This window comes from Micromonospora sp. H61 (assembly GCF_018070325.1).
GTDB lineage: Bacteria > Actinomycetota > Actinomycetes > Mycobacteriales > Micromonosporaceae > Micromonospora > Micromonospora salmantinae.
The window spans coordinates 1-16,339 of sequence record NZ_JAGPXY010000042.1; the positions used below are offsets into that span (position 1 = coordinate 1).

Below are 16,339 nucleotides of genomic sequence, written 5' to 3' on the forward strand. Positions count from 1 at the left end.
CCCGTACCCCCCTCGCCTGGGGTCGCGGCGCGGCGGCCCCGCTGGCCCGCCGCGCCGCCGACGATCGATCAGCTGCCGAAGAAGACCTCGGCCTCGGCGTACCGCTCCAGCGGCACGGTCTTCAGCTCGCGGGTGGCCTCGGCGAGGGGCACCCGGACGATGTCGGTGCTCTGCATCGCGACCATCTTGCCCCAGTCGCCGTCGTTGACGGCGTCGATGGCCTGCAGGCCCAGGCGGGTGGCGAGCACCCGGTCGAAGGCGGTCGGGGTGCCACCGCGCTGGATGTGGCCCAGCACCACGGTGCGGGCCTCCTTGCCGGTCTTGGCCTCCAACTGCTCGGCGAGCCACTGGCCGATGCCGCCGAGGCGGACGTGGCCGAACGAGTCGAGCTCCTGGTTGGCGAGGACCATCTGGCCGTCGAGCGGCTGGGCGCCCTCGGCGACCACGACGATCGGGGCGTACTGGTGCTGGAAGCGCTTCTCGACGTAGCCGGCCACCTGGTCGACGTCGAACTGACGCTCGGGCAGCAGGATCACGTTGGCGCCGCCGGCCAGGCCGGCGTGCAGGGCGATCCAGCCGGCGTGCCGGCCCATCACCTCGACGACCAGGGTGCGGTGGTGGCTCTCCGCTGTGGTGTGCAGCCGGTCGATGGCCTCCATCGCGATGTTGACCGCGGTGTCGAAGCCGAAGGTGTAGTCGGTGGCGCCGAGGTCGTTGTCGATCGTCTTCGGCACGCCGACGACGTGCACGCCCAGCTCGTAGAGCTTGGTGGCAACGCCGAGGGTGTCCTCGCCGCCGATCGCGATCAGCGCGTCCACGCCCTGGGCGGCGAGGTTGTCCTTGATCCGCTCGACGCCGTTCTCGATCTTGAACGGGTTGGTCCGGGACGAGCCGAGGATGGTGCCGCCGCGGGGCAGGATGCCGCGGACGTCGGCGATGTCCAGCGGCCGGGACAGGCCCTCGAGCGGGCCCTTCCAGCCGTCCCGGAAGCCCACGAACTCGTGACCGTAAGTGGCGACGCCCTTGCGGACCACCGCCCGGATGACCGCGTTGAGACCGGGGCAGTCGCCGCCGCCGGTGAGCACGCCGATACGCATGATCCGCTCATCCTCCTGGAGCATCAGGTAAAGCCCGATATGCCCCAGGGTATGTGTCAGGTCAGACCATCGGCGCCGTTGCCGGCCCGGGGCGGGCCGTCACTGCGAACTGTAGTCGGCCCGCCAGTACGACGACAGCGCGCCCCGGGCACCCACCCCCGGTCAGTAGGTCACCTCGTGGTTCTCGCCGGCCTTCGGTGGCCGGCCGGTGACCGCGGCCCTCGCGTAGTCGAGCAGGTTCACCACAGTGCTGTTCGGCGAGTCCCAGTACTCGGCGGAGCTGGCGTGCACCTTGATCAGCGTGAGACCGGACGTGTCCAGCCCGTCGGGGAACCACGCCTTGAGCAGCGGGTTCCACAGCCGCTCGGCCCGGGCCCGGTCGAACCCCTCGGTGGCGGTGCCGGAGATCGACACCCACGCGTTGTGCTTCTGGTCGGAGAAAGCGACGTTGACCTCCGGGTTCACCCGGATCTGGCGGACCTTGGCCGAGTCGGCGTAGGCGAAGAACCACAGCTCGCCGTCGAACTCGGCCTCCTGGAGCCCCATCGGTCGACTCACCTGCCGCCCGTCCAGAGCGGTAGTGGTGAGCATGCAGATCCGCGCGGCCCGGGCCAGGCCGGTGACCCGGGCGCGTGCCTCCGCGGCGTTGCTCGGCTGGTCGCTCATGGCAATCTCCCTCGGCTCGGCTGGTCGAACCGATGCCCGGGACAGAACCGGTCAAACCTACGGCGGCGCGGCCACCGCTCAGCGGGCGGTCATCGCCCGCCAGCGGGCCAGATTGTGCCGGGCGTCGACCAGAGCGTCGTGCCGGGCCGCGTCCGCGTCCGGCAGGGGCGGCCGGCCCCGGTCGTCCCAGAGCTGCCGCAGCTCCTTGGTGTAGCGGGGAATCTCCCGGGGCAGCGCCGGCATCGCGCCCCAGAGCTGGGCGAGCACCACGTGGTCGTACGCGGCGAACCAGGCCCACAGCTCCAACTGCTCCCCCGGCCGGTCCCGGATCGGCTCGACCAGGAAGTCGTACAGGTCGTCGCGGATGCGCTCACGCGAGCGCCAGGCCCGGTCCGCCGGGGAGGGCAGCTTGTCCAGCACGTTGCGTCGGACCCAGGGCACGGCGCGGGAGTCGTCGAACTCGGTGGAGACCGCGTAGAACTCGCGGCCGTACTCGTCGACGACACCGATCGAGACGAGGTCGACGGTCGTCCCGTCCTCGATGAACTCGCAGTCGTAGAAATAGCGGTAGACCATTCCGGGCATCCTCGCCCACCGCCGCACGGCCGCGCCCGGCGGGGCCCGTCCGGGCGTCGACCCAGCTCCGGCGACACCTCGTGAACGGCACGTCGCAGCTCGTGACGGTCACGGAAGTGCTTCGAGGGGTGTACAGCAAGCGACCGGACCGTCATGATCTGATGTGTACCGCTACCGGACGCCGAATCGGTGTCAGTTCACCTTGTCGGGGCCCATCAGGTTCGCCCGGTGAGCGAGTTGTGGTCCATGACCGGGGGAGGGGTTGGGCCGTGGAGGTTCGCCTGCCGGAGCCGGGTGACGCGCTCACGGGTGTCGAGATGTTCGCCGGGCTGGAGCCCGAGGTACGGCAGCGTGTCATCGCCGCCGCCGTTCCGCGCACCTACCGCAAGGGCCAACTGCTCTTCGTGGAGAACGACCCCGGCGAGTCCCTGATCGTGCTGCGCCGCGGCGCGGTGGCGGTCTTTCGCACCGCACCCACCGGCGAGCGGGCCGTGCTGTCGGTTATCCGTCCGCCGGACGTGCTCGGTGAGGTCTCCCTGCTCGACGCGTCCACCCGGTCCGCCTCGGCGGAGGCCATCGAGGACTGCGCGGCGCTCGCGCTCTCGCGGGGCGCCTTCATGGAGTTGGTGCACTCCAACCCCCGCATCCTGGACGCGGTGATGCGCTCACTGGGCGGGCTGATCCGCCGGCTCACCGAGCAGAACGCCGACCACGTCTTCCTCGACCTGCCCGGTCGGGTGGCGAAGACGCTGGTGCGGTTGGCCGGCGAAAGCCAGGCACCGATGATCACGATCGAGCTCAACCAGAGTCAGTTGGCCGAGATGGCCGGTGGTTCCCGGCAGAGCGTCAACCAGGCGATCGGCTCGTTCGCCAGCCGTGGCTGGCTGCGCACCGAGGGCCGCCGGATCGTGGTGACCGACGTGGCCGCGCTGCGCCGCCGCGCCGGCATGGCCGACCGCTGACCGACCGGCCCGCCCCGGTTTCGTCGACGGTCGGGCGTCCGATCTGGACGGCCGTCACCCGGCGCCGGCCCACCCGTACCCACGGCTGATGCCGGCCGCCACTGGCAACCGGCATCAACGAACGTGCAGGACAGACGGGTGCGGCCGGTGGACCGATGGCCCGCCGACCGCACCCGGGCGTTCAGTTCTCCGTGCTGTCGGCCGGCGGCGCACCCGGCCCCGGCCCGATCTTCTTCGGATCGGTCGGCTTACCAGCCGTGGACGTGCTCGACGAGGTGGTCGTGGTCTCCCCCGACCCGCCCGACTGACCCTCAGGCTCTTCCACCATGCCCTGCTCCTCCAGTTCGGCGAGAGTGACAGCATCGACGTCGATCGTGTCCCCCGGCGCCCACAGCGTGCCACCCGGATCGGTCCACGAGGCGGACAGTCGTACCTGCACGGCACTCTCCCTGACATGAAACTTCCTGGTACGGAACACTAACCCCGACCGATCGATGCCGTTGCCCGCCCGCACGTCGGGTACCCGACTGGGTCGACCGGCCGCGATACTGACCTCTTTCGCCCACGGAGCTGAACATCGACCTCAAGTGTGGACACTGCGCACGCGCGGCCGGGCCGGACGACCGCTTCTGCGGCGGGTGTGGCCAGCCGCTCGGGGTCAACTGTGCGCACTGCGGGCATGCCAACAGCACCGAGGTCAACTTCTGCACCAGCTGCGGTCAACCGCTGCGGGACCACGCCGTCGCGGTGCAGGAGGATCGGCGTCAGGTCAGCGTGCTCTTCGTCGACATCGTGGACTTCACCAGCTACGCGGAGCGGACCGACCCGGAGCAGGCCCGCAGTCTGCAACAGACCTACTTCGCCACGGTGCGCCGGATCGTGCACCAGTACGGCGGGGTGGTCGAGAAGTACATCGGCGACGCGGCGATGGCGCTGTTCGGCGCGCCGGTGGCCACCGACAACGACGCGTTGCGGTGCGTCCGCGCCGGCCTGGAGCTGCAGCGGAACCTGGCCCGCCAGCCCGCCGGTCCGCAGCCGCCGCTGAGCTTCCGGGTCGGCATCGCGACCGGCGAGGCCCTGGTCGACCTCTCCGCCACCCGCGACGGTGGGCAGGCCTTCGTGACCGGAGACGTGGTCAACACGGCCTCGCGCCTGCAGGGGTTCGCCCCGCCGGGCGGTGTCGTCGTCGACGAGAGCACCTGGTCGGCCACCCGACACGAGATGGAGTACGCCGACCAACCACCGGTCACCCTGCGCGGCCGGTCCGCGGTGAGCCGGATCTGGCTGGCCGTCCAGGTGCGACCACACCGGGACCCGCGCGGCGCCGAGCTGACCCCGATGGTGGATCGGGAACACGAGCGCGGTCTGCTGGTCAACGCGCTGCACCGGATGGTGACCGAGCGGACCTCCCAGTTGGTGACGGTGTTCGGCCCGGCCGGTGTGGGCAAGAGCCGGTTGCTGCGCGAACTGGCCCGGCACGCCGGCAGCGTGCCCGGCCCGCCGATCACCTGGCTCGTCGGGCAGTGCCCGCCGTTCGGCGAGAACGTCACCTGGGCCGCCCTGTCGGACATCGTGAAGACCTGGGTGGGCGTGCCGGAGGTCGACGACCCGGCCGCGCTGCGCGAGCGGCTGCGGTCCCGGCTGGGGCAGCTCGCCGACCCGCACGCGACCCGGTTGGCCGAGGCGCTCGGGCCGCTGATCGGCGTACCGGGCGAACGGCTCACCCCCGGCGAGACCGAGGCCGCCTGGCGGCGGTTCCTGCTCGCCCTGGCGACCACCGGCCCGACCGTGCTGGTCTTCGAGGACATGCACTGGGCCGACCAGGCGATGCTCGCCTTCGTCGAGCAGTTGGGCGCGTCGGCGCGCGGCGTACCGCTGCTGGTCGTCGCTACCGCCCGGCCGGAGCTGCGGGAACGGCACCCGGCCTGGACCGGCACGATCAGTGGCGCGATGTCGATCTCGGTGCCGCCGATGCACGACACCGACATCGACACGCTCTACTCGCTGCTCCTCGGGCAGCTGACGCTGCCGTCCAGCTCGCGTACCCCACTGATCGAGTTCGCCGACGGCAACCCGCTCTACGCCCAGGAGTACGCCCGGATGCTGCTGGACGGCGGCCTGCTCGACGCGGTCGGTTCGGCCGCGCGCCCCGACCTCGACGGTGGCGCGGAGATGCCCCGCACCGTACAGGCGGTCATCGCCAACCGGCTCGACCTGCTGGACCCGGCCGACCGGGCGGTGCTCCAGGCCGCCGCCGTGGTCGGCGTGGTGTTCTGGGCCGCGCCGGTGGCGATGGCGTTGGGACGGCCGGTGGAGTGGGTGGAGCGTGCGCTGGACCGCCTGCAACGTCGCGACCTGGTGTACGAGCAGAGCACGTCGACGATGCCCGGCCAGTCCGAGTACCGGTTCCGGCACATTCTGGTGCGCGACGTCTGCTACCAGCGGCTGCCCAGGGCCGAACGGGTGCTGCGCCACCACCGCACCGCCGACTGGATGGCACAGCTCACCGACGGCCGGCAGTACGACCTGGCCGAGGTGCTGGCCAACCATCGCTGGGCGGCCCACGAGATCGCCCGGACGGTCGGGCTGGACACCGCCCCCTACGCCCCCTCGGCGCGGGCCGCGCTGCACCGGGCGGCCCGCCGCGCGTACGAGCTGCACGCGCTGGACACCGCCGCCGCGCTGGTCGGCCGGGCGCTGGCCCTGGACGTCGGGCCGGACCCGGCGCTGGAGCTGTTCGACGCCGAGCTGGCGTTCTATCGGGACGGTGACGCCTTCCTGGTGGCGGGGGGCACTGACACCCTCACCAGGCTGGCCGACCGGCTCACCACGAGCGGCGACCGGACGGGGGCGGCGCGCGCCTGGACGCTGCTCGCCACCGCCGCCTGGAGTCGGGCCGACCGGTCGGCGACCCTGCACTGCCTGGACCAGGCGATCGGCATCTACAGCGACCTACCGGACAGTCAGGAGAAGGCGGGCGCCCTGCTGGAGCTGGCCCGGGTGCACATGCTCAACGCGGAGACCGAGCCGGCGTGCACGGCGGCGCGGGCGGCAGGGGCCCTCGCCGAGCGGCTCCAGCTGCGCGAGGTCCAAGCCAACGCGCGGATCACCCTGGCCGTGGCGCGCTACCTCGCCGGCTCCGCCGAGGCGTTCCCGGAGCTGGCGGAGGTGACCGAGCACTGCCGGGTGGAGCGGCTGACCAGCCGGCGCCGGGCGGTGCAGAACCTGGCCTGGGCGTTGCAGGAGGAGGGCGACCTGGCCGGCTCGGCCCGGTTGGTCGACGAGCAGCTCACCCTCGACCTGGGCGGCGAGCACAGCCTGGCCACCAGCTTCGCCGACCAGTGGGCGCGGTCGTACTACGCGGGTGACTGGACGGCGGCGCTGGCGATGGCGGCGGAGTCGACCCGACGGCCAACCGCGGAGTGGGATCTGCACATCGTGGCGGTCTCGGGTTGGATGCGGGGGCTGGCCGGAGCCGAGCTGGTCGGCCCCGACCGGCCCGACGAGACCGCGGGGTCGGACGGACCGGGTGGGGATCTGGTCGAGCAGGCGTTGGTCGCGGCGCGGCGCAGCGGATTCCACCGGGTGCTGCGCTCCACCCTGGCGCACGCCGCCCTCTGCCGGGCGGTGCAGGGCCGCCGGGACGAGGCGATGGCGCTGCTCACCGAGCTGGACGAGGACTGGCAACGGACCCGGATGATTCCGTTCGCGGAGTGGGTGCCGGCCGTCGGCCACGTCGCCGGGGTGCTCGGCGCGGACGCGGCCCGGCTGGTCCGGCAGATGCTCGGCCGGGCGCCGCGGACGACACCGTGGGCTCGGGCCGCCGGTCAGGTCGCCGACGCCACGCTGGCCCGGCACGCCGGGGACGCCACGACCGCGGCGAACCTGCTGCGCTCGGCGGCGACGAGCTACGCCCGGATGACCGACGTGACCGACGAGATCATCACGATGGCGCTGGCCATCGGCCCGCTGGCCGAGACCGACCCGTCCGCCGCCGCGGCCACCCGCGCCCGCCTGCACGACTTCGCCACCCGTCACCACGCCCCCGCTCTGCTCCACCTGCCCTGACCGGCGAGCGGGCCGGCCCGGCGGCGGCTCAGGCGGCCAGCGGCGTCGGGACGGGCTGTTTCAGCTTCTGGGCGTAGACGTCCACGTACTCCCGACCGGAGAGCTCCATCAACTCGTACATGATCTCGTCGGTGACCGCGCGCTCGACGAACCGGTCGCCGGCCAGCCCGGCGTAGCGGGAGAAGTCCAGCGGCGCCCCGAACCGGATCCTCACCCGGTCGATCTTGGGAATGAGCTTGCCCGGCGGCTGGATCTCGTCGGCGTTGAGCATCGCCACCGGCACCACCAGCGCGCCGCTCTCCAGGGCGAGCCGGGCCACCCCGGTCTTGCCCCGGTAGAGCCGCCCGTCCGGGGAGCGGGTGCCCTCGGGGTAGATGCCGGCCACTCCCCCGGCCCGTAGCACCTGCAACTGGGTGTCCAGGGCGGCGCGCGCGGCCCGGCCACCGGAGCGGTCCACCGGAATCGTGCCGGTGCCGACGAAGAACATCTTGGTCAGCCAGCCCTTGATCCCCTTGCCGGTGAAGTACTCGGCCTTGGCGACGAAGGTGACCTTCCGGGCGGTGATCAACGGGGTGAAGATCGAGTCGGAGAAGGAGAGGTGGTTGCTCGCCAGGATCACCGGACCGGTCGCCGGCACGTTGCGCAGGCCCTCCACCTGCGGGCGGAAGATCAGCTTGAGCAGCGGACCGAGGATGACGTACTTCAGCAGCCAGTAGAGCACCGGCGTCCTTTCCCGTGGTGTGCCCGCGACAGCGCCAGCCGTCGTCGCCGCCGAGCCTACGAAGCGAGCGCTCTCACCACAACGGACGACGTTCGGGGGGCCGAGGCATAGAGCCGCTTCCGCGATCACCGAGATCGCACTTGTCGCGCAAGAACGGACAAAGAAGCCCCGCCGCGACCTGCGGAAGCAGCCGTGACTTTGGAAGACGCGACACAACGCACTCCCGGAACCATGCCCTGACGTGTCACGATTCAGAGCACGGCGTGCGGACTGGCGCCGAAGGGCAGCGGTGGCCGCGCCGGCAGGCGCGTTAAGGGGGATGTCCGGGTGTCAGCGGGTGGGGCCCGCCGGGGACGGCGGGACAACGGGCTCGACGCGAACGAGTACGCCGTCGTCGGCGACGTCGATCCGCGCGTCGGTGAGCACCTGCTCGACGTGCTGGCCGCCGGCGGGATCGCCGCCTACCTCCAGCCCTCCGCCGACCTCAACCCGGTCACCCGCACCACGACCGTGCCGGCCCGGCCGGTCGACCGGCTCTACGTCGACCGCTCGCACCTGACCACCGCCCGGGACTACCTGACCCAACTCGCCGACGAGACCGCTCCGGAGCAGCCGCCGGCTCGCGACGAACCGGACGTCGACGCCGAGTGGGCGCGGATCGTGGCGGGCTTCCACACCACCTCCACGCCCGGTGACCACCCGTGGCCGGCCTCGGAGGACGTGGACGAACGGGACAGCCGGGACGAGCCGACCTCCGGGCCGCTGACCCGCTCCGGCACCGACGAACCCGGTCCGACCGCCACCGACGTTCGCCGGCTGCCGTCCGCGACGGACATCTCCGGGATCTCCGTGGGGCGCGGCACCCGCCCGGACGAGCCGTCGCTGCTGGACGGGCTGGACACCTTCGGCGCCGACCTGCCCGACGACGAGGACGACGAGGGCTACCACCCGCCGCCACCGCCGCCACTGCCGCGGGTCAGCAAGTACGCGGTGATCGGCGTGCTCGGGGTGGTCGTCGGGTTCGTGCTGTTCCTCTTCCCGTGGCTGCTTCCGATCGACCGCTCCGCGGTCACGCTGTTCGGCTTCACCGGCATCCTGGCCGGTTTCGTCACGCTGATCTGGCGGCTGCGCCCCGGCGACGAGGACGAGGACGACCCGGACAACGGCGCCGTCGTCTGACGGTCGGCCCGCATCCCGGGACAGCAGCGCCCCGCCAGGGGCGTAACAGTGGTGTAACTTACTGTCAGTAGGAATACCGCTGTACGTCACTTCCCCCGCTGACTGACCGGTTTTTCCTTGCTCGCGGCGGTCAGTCCTCTGCTGATCGGAATGCCCGAGATGCGACAGAGTTCTCTCGTGGTGGTGGCCAACCGCCTCCCCATCGACGACAATCAGGCCCCCGATGGAGCCTGCGAGTGGCGGCGCAGCCCCGGCGGGTTGGTCAGCGCCCTGCTCCCGCTCCTGCGGCACACCCCGGCGACCTGGGTCGGCTGGGCCGGTGGCACCGGGCCGGCCCCCGCCCTGCCGGACGTGGACGGCGTGCGGATGCACACCGTCGCGCTCAGCCCGGAAGACCTGCGCGACCACTACGAGGGGTTCGCCAACGCCACCCTCTGGCCGCTCTACCACGACTCCGTGGAGCAGCCGCAACACCACCGCCGGTGGTGGGAGGCGTACCAGCGGGTCAACCAGCGCTTCGCCGAGGCGACCGCGGAGGTGGCCGAGCCGGGCGGGGTGGTCTGGGTGCAGGATTACCACCTTCAACTGGTTCCCGGGCTGCTGCGCGCGCTCCGCCCGGACCTGCGCATCGGGTTCTTCCTGCACGTGCCGTTCCCGCCGCCGGAGCTGTTCATGCAACTGCCCCGCCGGGCCGAACTGCTGCGCGGCATGCTCGGCGCCGACCTGGTCGGCTTCCAGCGGGTGCAGGCGGCGCACAACTTCGCCCAGTTGGTGACCCGGGTGCTGGAGCTGCCGGCCACCGACCGGCGAATCGGCATCGACGACCGGGTCGTCCGCATCGGCGCGTTCCCGGTCTCCATCGACACCGCCGAGATGGCCGCGCTCGCCGACCGCCCGGACGTGGCCGCCCGGGCCCACCGGCTCCGTCAGGACCTCGGCGATCCCCGGCAGGTCGTCCTCAGCGTGGACCGGATGGATTACACCAAGGGCATCGAGCAGCGCCTCAAGGCGTACAGCGAGTTGCTCGCCAGCGGCGACGTCAAGGTCCGCGACACGGTGCTGGTGCAGGTCGCCATGCCGAGCCGGGAACGCGTCGGCCAGTACCAGATCCTGCGCGAGCGCATCGAACGCGAAGTCGGCCGGATCAACGGCGAGTTCGGCCGGGTCGGTGAGCCGGCGATCCACTACCTCACCCAGCCGTTCGACCGGGCCGAGCTGGCCGCGCTCTACCGAGTCGCCGACGTGATGGCGGTGACCCCGTTGCGCGACGGAATGAACCTGGTCGCCAAGGAGTACGTGGCCGCGCGGGTCGACGACACTGGCGCGCTGCTGCTCAGCGAGTTCGCCGGCACCGCCGCCGAGCTGTCCCAGGCGTACCTGGTCAACCCGCACGACCTGGAAGGGCTCAAGCAGGGCCTGCGCGCCGCGCTGCGGGCCGACCCGGCCGACACCACCCAGCGGATGCGAGCCATGCGCGCTCACCTGCACAAGCACGACATCCGGGCCTGGGCCCGCTCCTACCTGCGCGCCCTGGACGAGGGCGGCGGCCTGATCAGTCGCCTGACCAGCACCGACACCGGCTCCGACGCTCGGGTGCCCCAACCGGCCACCCCGGCCGGCAGCCCGGCCGTCCACCAGGCCGGCGGCTGACCGCCGACGGCCCGGACGTGGCCGCCCGGGCCCACCGGCTCCTTCTCCAGCCAGTCCAGGATCGCGTCGATCGGCTCCTCCCACCGCGCGTCCAGCATCAGGTCGTGGCCCATTCCGGGAAAGAGCAGCGGGGCGGACCCGTACCGGCGGGCCACCCGGGTCAGCGTCGACGCCGGCACCACCCGGTCGTCCGGGCTGCCCAGCACCAACACCGGGGGCGCGCCCACGGCCGACTCGGCCTCCGGCTCACCCAGCAGCGCCCACTGCGCCCGTCGACCCGCCCGACCGAGGCGGCCGACATACCGCCGGGCCTCCTCGTCGGGCAACTCGCTGCTGAACAGCTGTCCCCGGTTGAGCCGCAACGGCCCGCCGAACACCGCCGGCAACGTGCCCGCCGGGTTGCGGCGCAGGGCCGCGCCCAGCACTCCCCAGCCGCCGAAGACCGGCGCCACCAGCACCGCGCCCCGCGCCGGGTAGCGGGCCAACGCGTGCGCCACCACCAGGGCCCCGGCGCCGTGCCCCACCAGCACCGCCTGCCGCGGCAGGCTCGCGGCCACCTGGACCACGTCGTGGGCGTACGCCCGCAGCGTCGCCTCCGGCGCCGGCTCGCTGCCACCGTGCCCGCGCAGGCTCACCGCGTACGCCGGGAACCCCCGCGACGCCGCGTGCCCCAACCAGTGCTCGGCGAACGCCCACGCGCCGTGCCCGAACCCGGGTACGAACAGCAGTGGCGGACGCCCCTCCTCCAGCTCGGGGACCGCGCTGAGCACCTCCCGGCGGGCCGGCCGGACCGGCCGGGACCACTCCCGACCCCGCATGATCCGCAGCTCACTACTCGCGCTCACCGTGCCAGCCTTTCGTTCGCGACTGCGGGGCTCGCAAGCTCACTCCTCGCGCTCACTTGCCCTCCAGCTCGACCAGGGCGCGTTGGATGGCGCGCAGGTAGTCGGCGTGCCCGACCTCGAACCAGTGCCGGCTGCTGTCCTTGACCGGCCCGGAGTACCGCTCCCCCGCCCGGTCCCGCACCCGCTGCGCGAACGCCGTGGCCCGTTCCGGCCGGTCCCGACGGGCCTGAAGCAGCCGGGCGAAGAGCACCGTCTGCCAGTGCGACAGGGTGAACAGCCCGGAGTCCGGTTGCAGCAGGCCGGCGACGGCCAGGGTCGGATGCCCGGGGGTGAACGCGTTGAGCCACAGCGTGGGCCGGCCCGCGCCCGCGCTGTCACCGAACACCGACGCGTCGAGGAACTCGAAGCGCGGCAGGTAACCGGTGGCGAAGACGACCACCTCGGGGTCGATCTCGCGGCCGTCGGCCAACTCCACGGCGTACGGGTGGAACCGGGCGACGTCCGGCACCGGGCCGATCCCGCCGTGGCCCACGTAGTACACGAGCTGGCTGTTCGCGATCGGGTGCGTCTCGTACACCCGGTGGTCGGGCTTGGGCAGGCCGAAGCGGGTCAGGTCGCCGACGGTCAGCCGCAGCGTCCAGTGGTAGAGCCACTGCCGCACCCGCAGCGGCACCCGCAGCGCCAACAGGCTGTCGTTGACCTGGTCGGCGGGGCGACCGAGCACATACTTCGGCGCGTACCAGTAGCCCCGGCGGGTGGAGTGCCAGCAACGCGACGCCTGCTGGGCGGCCTCGACGGCGATGTCGCAGCCGGTGTTGCCGGCACCGACCACCAGCACCCGCTTGCCGCGCAGCTGCGCCGGGTCCTTGTAGGACGAGGCGTGCATGATCTCGCCACGGAACTGTTCGAGGCCCTCGTAGCGGGGCAGCTTCGGCGACCAGTTGTGGCCGTTGGCGATCACCACGGCGGCGTACCGGGCGGTGCGCTCGGGGCCGTACCCGCCGGTGGAGCGGGTGGTCACGTCCCACCGGTCACCCTCGACGGGCTGGACCCGGATCACCTCGGTGCCGAACCAGATGTGCGAGCGCAGGTCGAAATGGTCGGCGTAACGCTCGAAGTAGGACAGCAGCTGACCGTGGTGCGGGTAGTCCGGCCAGGAGTCCGGCATGGGGAAGTCCGGGAACTGGGTGAACGGCTTCGACGAGATCAGGTGGGTGCTGGCGTACACCGGGCTGCGGTCGTGCCGCCAGTTCCAGGCGCCGCCGACGCCCGTCTCCCGCTCGTAGCAGTCCACGCCGAACCCGTGCTCACGCAGGTTCTTGATGGCCGTCAGGCCGCTGGCACCGGCCCCGATGACGCAGACGGTGTCGCCCCGGTCGGAGACCGGGCGGCCGTCGCTGTTCGCCGCGGGCGAGGTCGCCTCCGGGTCGGGCCGGCCGTGGTCGGTGGAGGTGGACACCGGGGACATCTCCTTTTGGTACGGCAGGCGTGCCGGTCGCCGCGAAATCCTCTCCACAACCGGGCCGGATGTCCAGTCCTGAGCCGGATGCGCCGACGGTCGAGCCGGCGTCGGGGGTCAGTCGGTGGCGGGTAGCAGCAGGTCGACCAGGACCGGGAAGTGGTCGCTGGCCCGGCGGGTCTGCGGGGTGTCCACCACGTCGTAGTCGACAACTGTGATCCGCGGGTCGACGAAGAGCGCGTCGATGCGTCGGCGGGGGTCGGCGCAGGAGTAGGTGAGCCGCTCGGCCCGGTCGGCAGCCACCGCCGCGTCGGTCAACCCGCGCGACACGGTGGCCCAGGCGGGCCCGTCCGGCCCCTCGTTGAGGTCCGCCCCGGCCAGCACGGGGCTGGTCGCCGCGTCCAGGCCACGCTTGAACTCGGTGGCCTGGGAGGGTCGCTCGGCCGGGTCGGTGGACAGGTGCGAGCCGGCGAGGGTGAACCGGGCGTCACCGACCCGGCAGTCGGCGTACGCGGCGCCGCGCAGGTGCCGGCCGGGGGTCAGCGGAAAGCGCTGGCAGCGGGTGCCCAGCACCTGGACCCGCAGGCTGGTCAGGAGCAGGTTGCCCAGGGCGGGCAGCCCACCGGCGGCCACCACCAGACCGAACGACTCGGCCAACGTGGCGGACTTCTGTCGCCACCGGAACCGGCGCGGCCCCTCCTGCACGATCACCACGTCCGGCGTCGCGGCCCGGACCACCGCAGCCAGCGCGGCGGTGTCGTCGCGCTGGCTGTGGATGTTGTACGACACCACGCGCAGCGGCACGCCCATCCCGGACCGCCTCAGATCCGGCGGGCCAGGTCAGCGGCGCCGATCACCCCGGCGCTGTTGCCCAGCTGCGCCGGGAGCACCTCGGCCACCGGCAGGCGACCACGCTGGGCGAGCGCGTCGAGGTACGACCGGCGGGTGGGACCGAGCAGCAGGTCACCGGCGTCGATCACCCCGCCGCCGACCACCAGGGTCTGCGGGTCGAGGATCTGCGCCATGTCGGCGAGGCTGGTGCCCAGCCACCGGCCGATCTGGGCGAACGCCTCGGCGGAGACCGGGTCGCCGCCCTGCGCGGCGGCGGTCACCATCGGGCCGGTGATCGCCTCGGCCTCACCGCCGGCCAGCTTCAGCAGGGCGGTGGCCCGGTTGGGCTCCTGCCGGGCGCCGGCCCGCGCGAACCGCACCAGGGCGCTGCCGCTGGCGTACTGCTCGATGCAGCCCAGCCGGCCGCAGCCGCACTGGTGTCCGTCCGGGACGGCCAGCATGTGGCCCAGCTCCGCGGCGATGCCGTGCGCGCCGCGCATCAGGTCGCCACCGAGGACGATGCCGCCACCCACACCGGTGCCGATGGTGAACATGATCATCGAGTCGTCGGCGTCGCGGGCCGCGCCGTAACGGAACTCGGCCCATGCGGCGACGTTCCCGTCGTTCTCCACGATCACGGGCAGCCCGACGGCCTCGCTGACGTACTCACGCAGCGGTTCGTCACGCCAGGCCAGGTTGGGAGCGAAGAGCACCGTCGAACGGCTGGCGTCGATCCAACCGGCCGCGCCGATGCCGACGGCCTCGATGGTCCGCCCGGCAGCCAGCTCGCCGACCAACTCGATGATGACGTCGCGGGTCTTGGCCACGTCATCGGCGGGAGTGTCCCGTCGGGTCTGCACGAGGACCGTGCCGGTGTCGTCCACGACACCGCCGGCCACCTTCGTGCCACCGACGTCGACTCCGATGGTCAGCGTCACCGCTACCGCCCCCCTCTGCTGTGCTGTCCGGCCCAGGTTCCGGCCCAGTGCCGGTCCGGGTCGGAAGGTCCCGCGCTCAGGCGCCGTCGCCCGATGCTTCCGCGTCGGCGTCATCGGGCACCCGCGAGGCGGGCACCACGGGACGGGTGGTCGGTGCCGGTACGGTCGCCGTCCCGGCCTCGTCGACGGGTGGTACGGCGGCCGGGGCGAGTGGGTCCGCCGTCCGGGTGGCGACCGACCAGACATCCCGCTCCGGCGCCGGCTGAGAATCATGCCCGGTACGGGTGGCATCGCGCCACACGTGGTCGTCGACGGTCGCTGTGGGCGGGGTGCCCGGGGGTGGCTCGGGGAACACGTCGTCGGTGCTCGCGGCGGGTGCCGGCGAGGGCGGGGCGGTCGGTTCGGCGGCCGGCTCGGCGGGGCTCGGCGTGGACGGTTCCGCCGGGGAGAACGCGCGGAGCAGGCTGGCGACGCCCGCGGCGAGGTCACCGGCGCCGGTCGCGAGCCGTTCGGCGAATTCCGGACTCGGGTCCCGCAACGCGGCGATGCCCCGACAGACCGGACAGACGCAGCATTCGGCCGAACCGGTGGCGAAAGCACCACCGGCGCCGGAGCGGGCGTCCGGGCCCGCGCTGTGACCGAGGACACCGGACAGCATCCCGCCCAACGAGCCGAACGCGCCGCCCGCCGAGCCGGCGGAGGCCAGTCGCGCCCCCGCCAACAGGGTGGCGACCAGCCGCTCCGCCTCTTCCCGGGCCGAACCCGGATCCGTTCCGCCCACCGTCGGCTCCTCTACCGTGCCACCGGACACGTCACTGCGCCGCACCGGTTGCTTCTACCCGGCGCTTGAGCTGCTTCAACGCGGTATCCATGATCATCTTCTCGGCTTTGCGCCGAAACATCCCGAGCATGCCGACCGACAGGTCGACCTCCAGCGTGTAGGTCACCGTCGTGCTGCCGTCCGGGTTACCCACCAGGTCGTACGAACCACGCTGGGCCTTCTGCATCTTCGAGGGGGCGACCAGGTGCCACTCGATCCGGGACAGGTCCTCGGCGTACTCGTAGGCGAGCACGTACTCGTCGGCCATCACCCCGGCGTCGATGGTGAAACGCACCTGACTGGCGTAGCCGTCCTCGTACTCCTCGACGACCTCGGCACGACGCACCGCGTCGGTCCATTCCGGGTAGCGCGCGAAGTCGCAGATGACCGCCGTCACCCGGTCCGGTGCGGCGCCGATGATGATCGACTGGGTGGAGGAGTCCGCCATGGGGGGAGGCTACCCGCCTCCTGGTTGTCTCACCCCGACCGCCCGCCGGGTAGGTTTCGACACATGCCGACGCCACGGC

14 protein-coding genes and 1 pseudogene are annotated in these 16,339 nt (G+C 72.4%); 4 read left to right on the plus strand and 11 right to left on the minus strand.

Annotated features, from left to right (window positions below; translation table 11 throughout):
• Window positions 1-68: 68 nt before the first annotated feature.
• The 3 genes from KBX08_RS20490 to KBX08_RS20500 all read right to left on the minus strand — a co-directional run bounded on the left by KBX08_RS20490 (window position 69) and on the right by KBX08_RS20500 (window position 2,339).
• Entirely contained in the window at window positions 69-1,097 is a 1,029-nt protein-coding gene (locus tag KBX08_RS20490; RefSeq protein ID WP_091408060.1) for a 6-phosphofructokinase, read from the minus strand.
• Window positions 1,098-1,259: 162 nt separating this feature from the next.
• Window positions 1,260-1,763 carry a pyridoxamine 5'-phosphate oxidase family protein gene (locus KBX08_RS20495; RefSeq protein ID WP_210785068.1) on the minus strand — a complete coding sequence of 168 codons (504 nt, stop codon included), beginning with the start codon at window positions 1,761-1,763 and terminating at the stop codon, window positions 1,260-1,262.
• A 78-nt stretch (window positions 1,764-1,841) separates the two neighbouring features.
• Window positions 1,842-2,339 carry a polyadenylate-specific 3'-exoribonuclease AS gene (locus KBX08_RS20500; protein WP_112582786.1) on the minus strand — a complete coding sequence of 166 codons (498 nt, stop codon included), beginning with the start codon at window positions 2,337-2,339 and terminating at the stop codon, window positions 1,842-1,844.
• Window positions 2,340-2,608: 269 nt separating this feature from the next.
• Between KBX08_RS20500 and KBX08_RS20505 the strand changes: the two genes are divergently transcribed.
• Window positions 2,609-3,301, plus strand: coding sequence for a Crp/Fnr family transcriptional regulator (locus tag KBX08_RS20505; RefSeq protein WP_091407574.1), 693 nt, complete (start codon window positions 2,609-2,611; stop codon window positions 3,299-3,301).
• Between the two features lie 181 nt (window positions 3,302-3,482).
• On the opposite strand, the gene KBX08_RS20510 is transcribed toward KBX08_RS20505, so the two are convergent.
• Window positions 3,483-3,740 carry a hypothetical protein gene (locus KBX08_RS20510; protein ID WP_084597913.1) on the minus strand — a complete coding sequence of 86 codons (258 nt, stop codon included), beginning with the start codon at window positions 3,738-3,740 and terminating at the stop codon, window positions 3,483-3,485.
• A 137-nt stretch (window positions 3,741-3,877) separates the two neighbouring features.
• Here KBX08_RS20510 and KBX08_RS20515 point away from each other — a divergent pair, with 137 nt between their 5' ends.
• Window positions 3,878-7,369 carry an adenylate/guanylate cyclase domain-containing protein gene (locus tag KBX08_RS20515; RefSeq protein WP_210785100.1) on the plus strand — a complete coding sequence of 1,164 codons (3,492 nt, stop codon included), beginning with the start codon at window positions 3,878-3,880 and terminating at the stop codon, window positions 7,367-7,369.
• Between the two features lie 28 nt (window positions 7,370-7,397).
• Here KBX08_RS20515 and KBX08_RS20520 read toward each other — a convergent pair whose 3' ends face one another.
• Window positions 7,398-8,090, minus strand: coding sequence for a 1-acyl-sn-glycerol-3-phosphate acyltransferase (locus KBX08_RS20520; protein ID WP_210785069.1), 693 nt, complete (start codon window positions 8,088-8,090; stop codon window positions 7,398-7,400).
• Between the two features lie 327 nt (window positions 8,091-8,417).
• On the opposite strand from KBX08_RS20520, the gene KBX08_RS20525 reads away from it, so the two are divergent.
• Together KBX08_RS20525 and KBX08_RS20530 are read left to right on the plus strand one after the other, a co-directional pair.
• Complete coding sequence (locus KBX08_RS20525; protein WP_210785070.1) at window positions 8,418-9,269, plus strand: DUF308 domain-containing protein; 852 nt, start codon at window positions 8,418-8,420, stop codon at window positions 9,267-9,269.
• Window positions 9,270-9,428: 159 nt separating this feature from the next.
• On the plus strand, window positions 9,429-10,919 hold the full coding sequence (locus tag KBX08_RS20530) for a trehalose-6-phosphate synthase (RefSeq protein WP_238690605.1): 1,491 nt from the start codon (window positions 9,429-9,431) through the stop codon (window positions 10,917-10,919).
• 35 nt (window positions 10,920-10,954) lie between these two features.
• On the opposite strand, the pseudogene KBX08_RS20535 reads toward KBX08_RS20530, so the two are convergent.
• From KBX08_RS20535 to KBX08_RS20560, 6 genes and pseudogenes are all read right to left on the minus strand, one after another.
• Window positions 10,955-11,737 (minus strand): annotated as a pseudogene (locus tag KBX08_RS20535) (alpha/beta hydrolase); the annotation flags it as partial.
• Window positions 11,738-11,816: 79 nt separating this feature from the next.
• Window positions 11,817-13,223 (minus strand): NAD(P)/FAD-dependent oxidoreductase, encoded by a 1,407-nt coding sequence (locus KBX08_RS20540; RefSeq protein WP_210785072.1) that lies wholly within the window; start codon window positions 13,221-13,223, stop codon window positions 11,817-11,819.
• A gap of 117 nt (window positions 13,224-13,340) precedes the next feature.
• On the minus strand, window positions 13,341-14,033 hold the full coding sequence (locus tag KBX08_RS20545) for an endonuclease/exonuclease/phosphatase family protein (protein ID WP_112582793.1): 693 nt from the start codon (window positions 14,031-14,033) through the stop codon (window positions 13,341-13,343).
• A gap of 11 nt (window positions 14,034-14,044) precedes the next feature.
• Window positions 14,045-14,992 (minus strand): ROK family glucokinase, encoded by a 948-nt coding sequence (locus KBX08_RS20550; protein ID WP_210785073.1) that lies wholly within the window; start codon window positions 14,990-14,992, stop codon window positions 14,045-14,047.
• A gap of 76 nt (window positions 14,993-15,068) precedes the next feature.
• On the minus strand, window positions 15,069-15,773 hold the full coding sequence (locus KBX08_RS20555; protein WP_210785074.1) for a hypothetical protein: 705 nt from the start codon (window positions 15,771-15,773) through the stop codon (window positions 15,069-15,071).
• 31 nt (window positions 15,774-15,804) lie between these two features.
• Window positions 15,805-16,260 (minus strand): SRPBCC family protein, encoded by a 456-nt coding sequence (locus KBX08_RS20560; protein ID WP_210785075.1) that lies wholly within the window; start codon window positions 16,258-16,260, stop codon window positions 15,805-15,807.
• Window positions 16,261-16,339: the final 79 nt, after the last annotated feature.

Excerpts from the sequence above, each read along its gene's own strand:
- KBX08_RS20560 (WP_210785075.1), bottom strand. The coding sequence starts at position 16,260 with ATGGCGGACTCCTCCACCCAGTCGATCATCATCGGCGCCGCACCGGAC.
- KBX08_RS20545 (WP_112582793.1), bottom strand. The coding sequence starts at position 14,033 with ATGGGCGTGCCGCTGCGCGTGGTGTCGTACAACATCCACAGCCAGCGC.
- KBX08_RS20495 (WP_210785068.1), bottom strand. The coding sequence starts at position 1,763 with ATGAGCGACCAGCCGAGCAACGCCGCGGAGGCACGCGCCCGGGTCACC.
- KBX08_RS20500 (WP_112582786.1), bottom strand. The coding sequence starts at position 2,339 with ATGGTCTACCGCTATTTCTACGACTGCGAGTTCATCGAGGACGGGACG.
- KBX08_RS20530 (WP_238690605.1), top strand. The coding sequence starts at position 9,429 with ATGCGACAGAGTTCTCTCGTGGTGGTGGCCAACCGCCTCCCCATCGAC.
- KBX08_RS20490 (WP_091408060.1), bottom strand. The coding sequence starts at position 1,097 with ATGCGTATCGGCGTGCTCACCGGCGGCGGCGACTGCCCCGGTCTCAAC.